Source organism: Sarcina sp. DSM 11001 (genome assembly GCF_900101015.1).
Classification (GTDB): domain Bacteria; phylum Bacillota; class Clostridia; order Lachnospirales; family Lachnospiraceae; genus CAG-791.
The window spans coordinates 1-12862 of sequence record NZ_FNFZ01000034.1 but is presented as its reverse complement, the minus strand read 5'-3'; the positions used below and the strand labels follow the sequence as shown (position 1 = coordinate 12862).

General features: G+C 49.9%; 12 protein-coding genes. 7 read left to right on the top strand and 5 right to left on the bottom strand.

Going from position 1 to position 12862, the window contains the following annotated elements; all coding sequences use genetic code 11:
• The first annotated feature begins 163 nt into the window (after positions 1 to 163).
• Positions 164 to 868, top strand: a complete 705-nt coding sequence (locus tag BLT02_RS14675) for an alpha/beta hydrolase-fold protein (protein ID WP_092997170.1) — start codon at positions 164 to 166, stop codon at positions 866 to 868.
• 154 nt (positions 869 to 1022) lie between these two features.
• Here BLT02_RS14675 and BLT02_RS14670 read toward each other — a convergent pair whose 3' ends face one another.
• The 4 genes from BLT02_RS14670 to BLT02_RS14660 form a co-directional block, all read right to left on the bottom strand.
• Entirely contained in the window at positions 1023 to 2804 is a 1782-nt protein-coding gene (locus BLT02_RS14670) for a glycoside hydrolase family 13 protein (RefSeq protein ID WP_092997167.1), read from the bottom strand.
• A gap of 409 nt (positions 2805 to 3213) precedes the next feature.
• A complete protein-coding gene (locus tag BLT02_RS18275) occupies positions 3214 to 3720 on the bottom strand; it encodes a permease (RefSeq protein WP_347475022.1) in 507 nt (168 codons plus the stop codon).
• Positions 3642 to 4139: a permease gene (locus tag BLT02_RS18270; RefSeq protein ID WP_347475021.1), complete on the bottom strand. Its 498-nt coding sequence runs from the start codon at positions 4137 to 4139 to the stop codon at positions 3642 to 3644. The genes BLT02_RS18275 and BLT02_RS18270 overlap by 79 nt, the downstream gene beginning before the upstream one ends.
• Positions 4114 to 5343 (bottom strand): DUF362 domain-containing protein, encoded by a 1230-nt coding sequence (locus tag BLT02_RS14660; RefSeq protein ID WP_347475020.1) that lies wholly within the window; start codon positions 5341 to 5343, stop codon positions 4114 to 4116. Before BLT02_RS14660 ends, BLT02_RS18270 begins: the two co-directional genes overlap by 26 nt.
• 628 nt (positions 5344 to 5971) lie before the next feature.
• Between BLT02_RS14660 and BLT02_RS14655 the strand changes: the two genes are divergently transcribed.
• Positions 5972 to 6775, top strand: a complete 804-nt coding sequence (locus tag BLT02_RS14655; protein ID WP_092997207.1) for a MerR family transcriptional regulator — start codon at positions 5972 to 5974, stop codon at positions 6773 to 6775.
• Positions 6776 to 6910: 135 nt separating this feature from the next.
• Here BLT02_RS14655 and rplL read toward each other — a convergent pair whose 3' ends face one another.
• Entirely contained in the window at positions 6911 to 7279 is a 369-nt protein-coding gene (gene rplL / locus BLT02_RS14650; RefSeq protein WP_092997164.1) for a 50S ribosomal protein L7/L12, read from the bottom strand.
• Positions 7280 to 7965: 686 nt separating this feature from the next.
• Between rplL and BLT02_RS14640 the strand changes: the two genes are divergently transcribed.
• From BLT02_RS14640 to BLT02_RS14615, 5 genes are all read left to right on the top strand, one after another.
• On the top strand, positions 7966 to 8547 hold the full coding sequence (locus tag BLT02_RS14640; protein ID WP_175453869.1) for a GNAT family N-acetyltransferase: 582 nt from the start codon (positions 7966 to 7968) through the stop codon (positions 8545 to 8547).
• Between the two features lie 515 nt (positions 8548 to 9062).
• Positions 9063 to 9659 (top strand): class I SAM-dependent methyltransferase, encoded by a 597-nt coding sequence (locus BLT02_RS14630; RefSeq protein WP_092997153.1) that lies wholly within the window; start codon positions 9063 to 9065, stop codon positions 9657 to 9659.
• Positions 9626 to 10015, top strand: a complete 390-nt coding sequence (locus tag BLT02_RS17330) for a hypothetical protein (protein WP_175453868.1) — start codon at positions 9626 to 9628, stop codon at positions 10013 to 10015. The genes BLT02_RS14630 and BLT02_RS17330 overlap by 34 nt, the downstream gene beginning before the upstream one ends.
• Before the next feature lie 49 nt (positions 10016 to 10064).
• On the top strand, positions 10065 to 12296 hold the full coding sequence (locus BLT02_RS14620; RefSeq protein WP_175453867.1) for a DEAD/DEAH box helicase: 2232 nt from the start codon (positions 10065 to 10067) through the stop codon (positions 12294 to 12296).
• Positions 12297 to 12621: 325 nt separating this feature from the next.
• The coding region (locus BLT02_RS14615; protein ID WP_139187660.1) for a MerR family transcriptional regulator at positions 12622 to 12862 on the top strand (241 nt) is incomplete at its 3' end.

Below are 12862 nucleotides of genomic sequence, written 5' to 3'. Positions count from 1 at the left end.
AGCATTGCAGGCATTGGTATTTGCATCAAAGCTCCGGACTGCATTACTGGGGCATTACAGCAATCTGCATCAAAGCCGGTATAAGGGGAAAAGGGAGTAAAGGGAAAACAGTAAAAGAAAAAAGAAGTATAAGGTAATAAACCTATAAGGAGAAAAGGGGAATATGACTGAAAACACAGAATTTGTGCAATCGTTATATGGAAATGCTGACTCAGGCACTGTTCTGGTTCAAATGGTCGATGACCATGACCTTGCTTTCATCGAGAAGGAAATAGTCCATATTGAGGAACTGACAGGCAGCAAGGATTTTCTGCTTGCCGCAATAAAGGTAAAAAACTGGAATACAGATCTCTCCCCCTGGCCGGCGCCTCCCGTGTTTGGCGAGGAAGCGTTCGGGAGCGGCGCCGCTCAGACACTCCAATATCTCACAGAACAGCTTCTTCCCGCTCTTGGCGGAGGCACCCCGTCCAGTGACAGAAGCTTCCTTCTGGGAGGCTACTCCCTTGCCGGACTTTTCGCCTTATGGTCCGCCTATCAGACCGGACTCTTTTCAGGCGTGGCGGCGGCTTCACCGTCCGTATGGTTTCCCGGCTTTTGCGGTTATGTACAGGAAAACAGGATTCAGACAGAAGCAGTATATCTGAGCCTTGGGGACAGAGAAGAGCGGACAAAGAACCTGGTCATGTCGCAGGTCGGCAATGCGATCCGGACGATCCATGCGCATCTTGATGCTGCCGGGATCCCCTGTGTGCTGGAATGGAACAAGGGAAATCATTTTAAAAACCCTGACCTAAGGACAGCGAAAGCATTTGCCTGGCTGCTGGACAAAGGGCTGCGTCCAGAGGAAAACAAGGATGTTTTGAGATAAGATTGCAGTCGTACATGAACTGCGAAAAGGAGACAAGGGACGGTTTTCTGCCTCCTCCTGCCTCATGGCGGGAGCAGACAGAGAACCGTCCCTTTTCTCCTGTCTGAGGGAAAAGGGGGATGGTTCCCTGTCTCTTTTTGATATGAGTTCCGGCTCAGGGGAGCAGGAAGGGGTACAGAACAGCGCGGGCTTCGTAGGGCTGCAGGCTGCCGGGGTTATGGAGGCTGTAGTTTGAGATGAGCTCCTTGCCGGGGTTATGGAAGTCGTGATTAGAGATGAGCTCCTCCGGATTATGATTCTGATCCTGATCCTCCGTGTGATCTTCCGTGGCAGCCGCGGCAGTCGTGTCATCTGCCGGAAAGAGGCTGCAGGGCTGGTCCTGGCCGGTCCAGTTGCAGGCGACGACGAGAGTTTGTCCATCCAGAACCCGGCGATAGGCATAGATGGAATCGCTTTCTTCCAGGAGAGGTTCGAAGGTACCGTAGGCAATGACCGGATGTTCATGGCGCAGGTGGATGAGCTTCTGATAGTAGTAGAAGACGGAGTCGGGGTCCGCGAGGGCGGCCCTGGCGTTGATCTCTGTGTAGTTGGGGGTGACCATGATCCAGGGGGTGCCGGTGGTGAAGCCGGCATTTGCCGAATCGTCCCACTGCATGGGGGTGCGGGCGTTGTCGCGGCCGACAGTACGGATGCACTGCATCATTTTTTCGGCGGAGAGGATCTTCTCTTCCGTCACATACTGCCGATAAGCGTTGATCTCCTCTATATCCCTGCAGTCCTCAAGGGAAGTGAAGGGAGCGTTGGTCATAGCCAGCTCTTCGCCCTGGTAGATGTAGGGCGTCCCCTTCTGCATGTGCAGGCAGGTGGCAAGCATTTTGGCGGAGAGGACCCGCCAGCGGGGGCTGTCGTTTCCGAAACGGGAGACCACGCGGGGCTGGTCATGGTTGTCCCAGTACAGGCTGCCCCAGGCCTTCCCTTCCAGTTCCAGCTGCCACTTGTTGAGGATTTGGCGGACGCGGGGCATCCGGGGCTTTCCGCAGTCCCATTTGCCGATCAGCTTTTCCTCCATGACACCGTCGGTGTGTTCAAAGTGGAAGACCATACCCAGCTCCGAACCATCTGCCGCCGCATATTTTTTTGCCTCATCGATCGTGACACCGCCGGCTTCACCGACCGTCAGGAGATCGTATTTAGACAGGACTTCCCGATTCATTTCCTGTAGAAACTCGTGGATGCGGGGACCGTTGATGACGTAAGGACTGAAATCCCCGTACTGCTCGCCCGGCGCGACGGCACCATCCGGGAAACGCTGGTCCTTACTGAAAAAACTGACTACATCCATGCGGAAGCCGTCGATTCCCTTCTCGCACCACCATGTCATCATGTCATAGACTTCACGCCGCACCTGCGGATTTTCCCAATTGAGATCCGGCTGTTTTTTGGAAAAAAGATGCAGGTAATACATGCCGGTCTCTTCGCAGTATTCCCAGGCGGAACCGGAGAAACAGGAGCGCCAGTTATTGGGCTCTCTGCCGTTGCGGGGCTCTTTCCAGATATAAAAGTCCCGATAGGGATTGTCCTTTGAACGCCGGCTTTCGACGAACCAGGCATGCTCGTCGGAGGTGTGGTTTACGACCAGATCCATGACGATCTTCATGCCCCGCGAGTGGGCCTCTGCAAGCAGGCGGTCAAAATCCTCCATTGTGCCAAATTCTGTCATGATCGCCCGATAATCCGAGATATCATAGCCGTTGTCATCGTTGGGGGACTGATAGATCGGAGACAGCCACAGGACATCCACCCCGAGTTTTTCAAGATACGGCAGATGCGCGGTGATCCCGTTCAGATCCCCGATCCCGTCCCCGTTGCTGTCCGCAAAGCTCCGGGGATAAATCTGATAAATGACCGCTTCCTTCCACCATCTTCTCTCTTCCATATCTGCGCCATGACCTCCTTCTCCACATCCGCTATGACGGCTGTACTTATACGCCGCCTCTCCGCTGCTTTATCCATGCTTACTATGAGAACTTACTATGGAAATAAGTATAACAAATCCGCAGGCACAGGTGTAGGGAAAGAAGGATGCAGAGGGAGGCAGAGAGGAAGACAGAGGGAGGCGGAAAGGAGGCGGAGAGCCTGTTAAATGAACTGTTTAACCGACTGTCAAATAAACTGCCAAATATATTCGGCTCTTCCGCATCTGGTAGTGACTTTATCATCAGGAATCACTAATTCCGGGAAAGATAACTGCAAAACACTACTGTTTGCGGAAGAACCATAGATTCCTAAATAAACTCCAAAATAAACAGTCAAACCAATTGTCAGACCAACGGCCAGATCTGCTGTTAAACAATATTCACGATTAACCCGCAAATGAAGGAAAACCCCATGACGAACAGGAGGTAGCGGGCGAAGTGTTTCCAGCCCATGGCTATCTTGAGGGCGCCGAGGTTGGTGATCTTGGTGGCGGGGCCTGTGATCATGAATGCCGCGGCGGAGCCCAGGCTCATACCGTCGGCAAGCCAGCCCTGGAGGAGCGGTATGGTCCCGCCGCCGCAGGCGTAGAGGGGGACGCCGATCGTCGCAGCCATCAGGACGCCCCAGGCTTCATTTCCCCCAAAGACGGCGGCCACGGCATCCTGCGATATATAGCGCTGGAAGAGGGCGGAGAGGAGGATGCCGAGGATAAAATACAGGCCGGTCGCCCTGATGTTTCTCCAGAAGTTCAGGAGATAGCGGATGAGAAGATTGGGGTGGGTATCGCGGCTGGCACTTACTTCGAACCCGTCAAAACAGAAAAATCTTTCCCGCTGTAAAAAAGATGCACAAGCAGGCCGGCTGCGCAGCCGCACAGAAAGCAGGTGACGAGGCGGACAGCAAGGGCAGCCGTGCCCAGGGCGGCGCTGTAAATGATGAGCTGGGGATTGAGGAGGATGGAGGCCATCATAAAGGCCGCGAGCCAGTCCTCGCGCATCCCCTGTCTGCGAAAGGAGGCGGCAATAGGGATCGTGCCGTACATACAGAGCGGCGATGCGATCCCCAGAAGACAGGCCGGCAGGATGCCGGAAAGCCCCAGTCTTTTTTCCTGCATCCCTGCAAAGAGCCCGTGTATTTTGTCCTTCGCGAATACGGAGATCAGGGAACCGATCGCCATGCCCAGGATCCAGTACCACAGGATCTGCCGGAGCTGGAGATCAAAGTAGTACCATATATACACGAGCTCTCTGCGAAAAATAACAAACAGATCACTCATCGATATTAACCAGTTCATAAGAGCGGCTGCCGAGACCGATCTCTTCCGCGTGCTCCAGAGTATGGATCCCGTGCCTGCTCTCGATCCGCTCGACCAGAGACGCACTGTCTTCCGCCTGATAGACCAGGTCCAGGCAGGCCTGATCCAGAGCGACCGGGTCGCGGCTCGCCAGGATGCCGATGTCATGCATATCCGGCTCAGCCGGGTTGCCGTCACAATCGCAGTCCACGGAGAGGCGGTTCATCACATTGATGTAAATGATATGGTCCCCGCCGACATGATCCCGGAAACCGGTCACCATCTCAGCAAGCGCCTCCAGCCACGCATCCTGATCGCTGTTCATGATACTGCCGCTGGTCCTTGTCCCGGCGCTGTGGACATATACCTTGCCGCTCGAAGAAGAAATCCCGATCCCGACATTTTTGATCGCGCCGCCGAAACCGGCCATGGCATGACCCTTGAAATGGGAAAGGATGACCCAGTCAGGATAGTTTTGCGCATGACTGCCGACGATTATTTTGTCCAGCCTGCTCCCGCCGGTCACAGGCCATTCCACTTCACCCTCTTCATCCATCAGGTCAAAATCCGCGATCGCTGTAAATCCGTGATCCTCCGCCACCTGCCTGTGCATGGCAGAACTGGACCTGGAACCCCCATAAGCCGTATTACATTCGACGATAGTCCCGTCCACTTTTTTGACCAGATCTTCGATAAGTTCCGGCCGCAGATAGTTGCTTGCGGGCGGCTCCCCCGTCGAGATCTTGACGGCTGTTTTCCCGGCTGGTGTCCAGCCAAGGGCATCGTAAATATTTACCAGACCTTCCGCGGAGATGTCTGAAGAAAAATAAACCACCGGGGATCCTGAACCGGTCTCTTCCGGAAGGGCTGCTGCCTCAGATGTACCTGCATCTGCTGTTTCTGTATCAGCAGCCGTGTTCCCCATTTCCCCGGCTTCCGCAGGATCTGATGCTTTCGCATCAGCAGCCTTGCCCCCGGTCTCCTCAGCTTCCCCGGCTTCTCCGGCTTCCGGAGTATCTGCTGCTTCCGCATCAACAGCCTTGTCCTCGGTCTCCTCAGCCTCGCCTTCTTCGATTTTCGCAGGTTCCGCTGTATCCTTTGTCTGCCCCGGAACACTGCCTTTTTCCGCCTGTTTTCCTGCACATCCCGCAAGGAGAAGAACCACTGCCAGGCAGACTGCAATTAACGCTAAACTCTTCTTCATTTTTCAATAAGCTCCTTTCCGGCTGATCATCTTTCTCCGCCGTTTAGTGTGACGTCTCACGCTTAGCCCGGTAAACTCAAATCGCGACGATTTCTAAACGCAAATCCAGGCGACCTCTGAATGACAATCCCGGGACCTGGAATCCGGCGACCTCTAAACGCAAAACCCGGCAATCTCTTTACCGGCCTTTTCCCACACCGCCTGCGGAGAATACCTCTGCTGTCATCCATCTCTGCTTACGTGCTGACACGGTGTCAACACCTATATTATACATGTGCGCTGACACGGCGTCAACAATATACAGGCAAATACCAATACAAAATTTTCTCTTGATTTGGAGGATCCGCGGGATTTCCAGAGGGTTTCCATAGGAGTTCACGGGACTTCCATGGGAATTTCAGAGGGTTTCCATAGGATTTCCCGGGACTTCCCGGGACTCCGGGGGCTTTTAAGGGATTTTACTGATTACCGGGGGATTCTCCATACTGTCTCCATAACTGCAGCTACGGAAGTTCCCAGTCCCCGCGATAATGGGTGCGCTGCTAAAAAAGGCCTTGACTCTCCCCTTGGGTCAGAAAGTACAATATCATCAGATTCGAATCGTACATCAGGAAAGGGGATGACCATATTGCTTCAGATAGGCGAATTTTCAAAAATATGTCAGGTGAGCGTCAAGACCCTGCACCATTATGACAAGATCGGGCTCCTGGCTCCGGCGAGAGTGGACCAGTTTACAGGATACCGATATTACCGGGTGGAGCAGATCGACACCATGAACTACATTCAGCGTTTAAAGCGCTACGGGTTTTCCCTTGAGGAGATCCAGCATATCATCACCCTCTCGGATGAAAAGGAGATCTCCATGCTTCTGCGTCAGCAGAGAGACAAACTCAAGCGTGAGCAGCGGGAAAAAGCCACGATCCTGAATGAGCTGCAGACGCATATCTCCGTATTTGAAAGGACTGGTGATGTTATGACATATCAGAAAGGATATCAGATCGAGATCAAGAACTCTCCCGCTATAAATATTCTGGCGGCCAGAGCCAGGATGAGCGTGGATGATTTCGGCAAGTATTACGGGACCCTGTTTGAGCGCGTCCCCCGGGACCGGGTCACCCCGACAGGCCTGACCGGAGCCAGGTATTACGACCAGGAGTTCAATCCCGAATCTTCGGATATAGAAGTCTTCATCGGGATCCGTGAAAAAGAAAAAGCAGATACCACCATAGATTCCTGCGAGTGCGCGATGACCGTGCACCACGGGGGATACTCCACCTTATCCGAGGCTTACGGCGCTATTGTAAGCTGGATCATGGAGAACGGCTATGAGATCGCCGGCGCACCGTTTGAGCTGTATATCAAAACACAGTTCCAGTCCCTCGCTCCGGAAGACTGGGAGACGGAGGTATATTTCCCGGTCAGGAAGAAATGACACAAATCAAAAAAGAAGTGGCTTTAAAATGCCGGGTACGGCAGCCACTTCTTTTTTTCATGATTATTAATGTGATTATTAATGGCGGAGGCAGGCGGGAGACCTGCCGCTGCAAGTCCGACCGGAGCGGGGGGATCACTTCAGGGTGACCTTAGCGCCCTGCTCCTCAAGTTTTGCCTTTAGAGCTTCGGCCTCTTCGATGGATACTCCCTCTTTGATTACCTTGGGGGCACTCTCAACAAAAGCCTTTGCCTCCCTGAGCCCCAATCCCGTGATCTCACGGATGGCCTTAATGACCTTGACCTTCTGCTCGCCGAAATCTGTCAGCTCGACATCGAATTCCGTCTGCGGAATCTTATTATTACCCGGGTCATGCGGTTCAACAATCTTTGGTGCCGCGGAGACGTCAAACTCTTTTTCGCACGCTTTGACAAGCTCGATCACCTCACCTACAGTCATGTCCCTGACTGAATCAAGGATTTCAGAAACCAGATATTTAGCCATTTATATCGCCTCCTTTCTATTTGCGGCGCTGTATAAAAATAGCGCCGGACTGCTGCAGACACCGGAATTAATCGGTACTGTAACACCCGGAAAACGCAGTGTCAATGGGTTTATACCAGCGGTATAACAAAGTATACCAGCGGTATAAAAAGCAATTTAAAAGCGGTTTTATCTTCGAAACTCAGCAGCCTGTGCAGGACCCGCAGGCTGCTGAGCTTTCTGTTATTTTAACTAAAATATATAAATTTTCAAACATAAAAAGTCTCCGGGTGTCCGTCTGCAGGGACACCAGCACTGTCATGATATAGGTATAAGAAGCGGTAAGCACTACTATAAAAAGGCTAAAAACAGAGCCCGGAGGATGCAGATCAGAAGAGTAGACATGCTGCTGGACAGCCTGAAAACCGGTACAGCCGTCTGACATCTACCCTGACAAAGAAAAAGAGGATCAACCAGATAGCTGGGATCAGGAACCTGATTCCAGCTATCGGTATATCAGGGGGAAAAAGAACAAATATTCGGCGCTCACAAACGATGTCTGCCTATACGAACATGCCCATTCCCACCGCTGCGGTGGGATTGAATCCATCCGGGATATAGTAAAATTTTTATGCCATATTGCCATAGACCTGCCTATGGCGGCTGCAGACATACCAGAACTCATAAAAAGTACAGGAGGGAAGCATATGACAACAATTGATAAACTGAGAAGAGATGCCGCTTTTGTAGAAAATGAGGAATGGCTGATAAGAAACCTGACGGACAGGGATAAGGAGACCTACATCCGCACACTGAAAGGCGTCAGCAAGATTCCGCAGATCTATGAGACAGAGGGCTTTAAAAAATTTGCCTGGAAGGATGCCCTGACGTCTGATTCCGCTCTCACACTTGCCGTGGAAAGGAAAAGCGACCGTGTATATATCGGAGAGTGCATGATTAGAAATCCGGATACAGACTGTATAGAGATCGGCCTGGATATCGCCGTTCAGTATCAGAACCGGGGAATCGGGACAAGTGTGCTGCGACTGCTGACCGCGGAGATCCGCAGCCGCTTTCCGGATAAAAAAATCACTGCCCGCATCTATTCCGATAATGATCAGAGCCAGCGCATGATTAAGAAACTTGGAGCAAAAAAAGTCGGTGAAGAGCCTGCTGAAATTGCTGCAGCTATGGCAATAATGAGTGAAATTTCGAAAGAAATGAATGTGGAGATGGGAAAAGACCTCATCCTGCCAGACGGGAGTCATATAGATTTGTTTGAGCTGTAGACAGTCCCTGCAGACCATAACCAGACCCATAACTGAAAAAGAAGCAAAGGATGATGCATGTTTTTGGCTTCAACATTATTCAATTAGGAGAGACTGTTATGCTACATAGATTTGTAGATTAGATGACTGATAAGTGCTATACTCATTAGTTGAGGTGTCCATAGAAACAGCGGACATGAAAATATAAATAGTAGTTCAGAAAACAGCTGTTTGTGAGTAAAAAGGAGTTAAACAGTATGATAGTCTCTTATAGCGGGTTATGGGAAATGTTACGAGAGAACGGATTACGGAAACAAAACCTGGTAGATGACGTCGGGCTCAGCCCCGTGACGGTATCGAAGATGGGAAAAGGGAAAATGGTAAACGACAAAATTATTGATCGGATATGTGAGTACCTGGAATGTCGGCCGAGAGATATCATCGAAATTGAATAGACATAAAGGCCCTACGGGAAATTCGGTATAAGGGACGCATGTATTTTATGGACGTAAACAAAAAAAGAACAGGCAAAAACCATGGGCTATTCACAGACGATCGAGTATTACAATAAAAACCATCGTGAATTTACTTCCAACACGCTGGATGTATCTTTTTCCGATATTCAGGACCGTTTTCTGCGCCTGCTTCCTGAGAATGCGCTAATCCTTGATTTCGGATGCGGTACCGGACGGGACAGCAGGTATTTTCTGAAGAAGGGATACCGTGTGGAAGCCTGCGATGGTTCTGAGGAGATGGTGAAAACTGCGGAGCGGGTCGCCGGAATCCCGGTGCGGCAGATGCTGTTTTCGGAGCTTTGCGAGCAGGAACGTTACGACGGAATCTTCGCCTGCGCGTCTATCCTGCATGTTCCGTATGCAGAACTGCCGGACATCTTCCTGCGTATGGAGCGGGCCACGAAGCCTGGCGGCATACTCTATGTCTCCTTTAAATACGGGCAGTTTGAAGGAATCCGCAACGGTCGGTTTTTTACCGATATGGATGAGGATCGCCTGGGAGATATTCTGAAAGTGACGGAAGGACTGGAGATCCTGGAGCTCTGGATCACTGGTGACGTAAGACCGGGGAGAGAAGACGAAAGATGGCTGAACGTGCTGCTTTGCAGGAGCAGATGAATGCTTTTTCATATCCTTCAAGAAAAGATAATGACCGTGTTTTTGCAACTAATGCTGTTGTTGCTGCTACTGCCATGGAAAGCAGACTTAGATCACTTTATGCACAAATCAGTGAAGTTAACGGACTGCAGATAGCAGAAGACTATTATTATGACAGCACACACCATTCCGCTGTTTTATGCGACTCACAGAACTGCGTCATTCTGGATTTCGACCTGTGCAGGGCAGAGGATAATGAGAGATTGTTCGATTATTCCAAATACTGTGAAATGCAGAATGCATGGATGATGTCTTCCAACAGGCTTTTACGGTTTTATGTTTCCGAAGAGGCTTCTTGCGCTTTTAAAAAACGATGATTGCGGCAACGGCCCACAGAAAAGTCTGACGGAGGAGATTCATCGCTGGATGACGGCAGACCCCGGAAACATGGAAGTCCTGGATAAAGGCGGATTCTTTGACAAGGTACATATTGACAATACACCTTTGGAAAAGGAGTTTGAGGACCTGTTTATCGATTCTTATGGTCCTGATGCATTGAATTTCCTGCAGAAAGAATATTCCATTTCCATGCCGGATGGGAAAAACGCCTTCGTGGATTATGTGATCGAGACGTCCGCGGGCGTTTTTGCCATTGAAGAAAACGGAGTGAGATACCACCATCCGCAGATTATACGTCTGCAGGCCTACAAGCATCAGCTTGAAAAGCAGAATACATTGAGCATTCTGGGCTTTAAGACCTTCCGTTTTTCTTTTGAGAACCTTCGTTTTAAAGACCAGGCCGTTGACATGATCCGCACCTTTCTTGGACCGAAGAGCGGATTTCGCAATGCCCACCTGCTTAAGGGTACCCGTTCTTTTGCCCTTTATACCCACCAGGAGAGCTTCTTGGAGGAGATGAATCTGGCCCGTGCGAACGGCATCAACACATCGCTTATCGTAAGTCCGACAGGATCTGGAAAATCGCAGATTGCCATAGAGGACATTCAGGAATTGCAGCAGACCGGCAAGATTTCGCGGGTGCTGGTCATGGTGCCATCCACCCGTATCAGGGAAGACTGGGAAAACAGACTGCGGCAATACCGGGACAGGCTTGATATCACAATCGATCTTTACAATCGTTCTTTCCTACGGAGAAATGATACACCTCCGGATTACTATGACTACCTTCTGTTCGATGAAGCGCAGCATGCCCAGGCTGCCAACTGCTCTAAAACACTTCAATACTTCACACCGAAATATCTCGTTGGGCTGACAGCGACGCCGGAGCGTCTGGATCATAAAAAACTTGAAGACATCTTCGGGCATTACGAGACAAAAATGACCCTGAAGGAAGCTATCGACAGGGATGTGATTGCAAATATCCGCTGTTATCGTCTGCTTTCCAACATCGACCTTTCGATGGTCCGCTACAATGGGAGAGACTATAATTACGCAGATCTCGAAAAGACACTGATCGTCGAATCAAGGAATGAGCTGATCGTTGCCACACTGAAGAAATATTTTTTTCCGCGGGAACACTTTTTCAAGCAGGGAATCATTTTCTGTGTAAATGTAAACCACTGCCGGAAACTGGAAAAACTCATGCGCAATGCAGGCTTCAGTGCCGGCGCTGTTTATGGCTCAAACCCTCGAAATGACCAGATTTTCGAGCAGTACGCGGAGAAGAAGATTCAGTTTCTGATCGCCTGCCAGCTGATCTCGGAGGGATGGGATTCACCGCAGACAGAAGTCGTTGTCATGGCACGCCCGACTCTTTCCAAGGTGTTGTACACCCAGCAGATCGGACGCGGTGTCCGAAAATATCCGGGCAAGGAATGCCTGTATGTGATCGACGTGGTCGACAATTATGAAGGCAAGCTCACGCCAATGAACTTCAATGCGCTCTTCAGGCTGTCCCGTTATTCCGATTTTATGGGTGTCAAAAATAATGATCACGATTACCTGTCTATCCTCGGGCTGAGTGAAACAGAGATCGCCATGCAGGAGATCGACATTCTTACATTCGAAGAAAAATACCAGGGATATCTATCCTCAGAGCAGGCTGCCAGAGAACTTTTCATCGGGACGGCTACCCTCATGAACTGGTACCGGAAAGATAACTCGATCAGTTCCCTGAAGCTCCCGATCGGATCCCGGCTGATGCCCTATTTTTCTCCGGAAGATATAGAAAACATTCGTGACAGAAAAGGCCTTGGCAGGCACGATGACACCACGATTCTGCAAGACTTTGAAGCCTTCATTGATGAAAACACCCTGACCTTCTCTTTTAAACTGATTTTCATGCTGAGCATGCTGAAGCTGGCTGACAGGGAAGGAGAAGTAAACATTGATGAGCTCATGAAGGAATACAGGGCCTTTTACCTTGACCGTATAGCACGCGGACTCCCTGTAGACCGCCCAAACTGCGCTTATACACAGGAATATCTGGATGACCCGGTAAAGGTAAAACGCTCTATACTGTCCAACCCTTTTGAAAAGTTCGAACGCAAACGGTTTGTATATTATTCCAAAGACCTGAACCTGCTTTCCTTCCACCCTCTGCTCTGGGAAAAACTGAGTGAATCCAAAAAGGAAGAGATAAAAGAGAAGGAAAAGTCTTTTTTGAAAACGTATTACGAAAAGCTTGGGGGATTATAAGCCATATAAATAGTAGTTGCAATTATAATCTTCAGTGTGATGCGATAAATTAGATATGTCGATGCTCAATAAACGTTCCTTAGTAGTCTCTAATTAGGGGAGAATGCGCTTTATCCAGAAGCAAAATAAAAACCAGCTTGTGGATGATAAATGTGGCGGAACAGAATATAAAGAAGCATGAAGGAAACGATAATAAAGAACCTGTAGCAGGATGAAAGGGGACTGTATATGGTTCAAAAATACATTAAATATGTTATAAAATATGAAAATATTTTAATATAATATGTATTTCCGTGATAAAATCACCTTGAAGGAGGTGATGCTTTTGCGTTCAAAAGATGTACTGCAGCTACTGCGTGTCACAAGGCAGACCTTATCAAAGTATGTCAGAGATGGAAAAATCCATGTGAGAAAGCTGCCAAACGGCCATTATGATTATGACAGCGATGACGTATACGCCATCTTTAACAAAAATGTTGAGAGAAAAACATGCCTTTATGCAAGAGTCTCAACAGCAAAGCAAAAGCCTGACCTGGAGAACCAGATCTCCATGCTGAAGCAGTTCT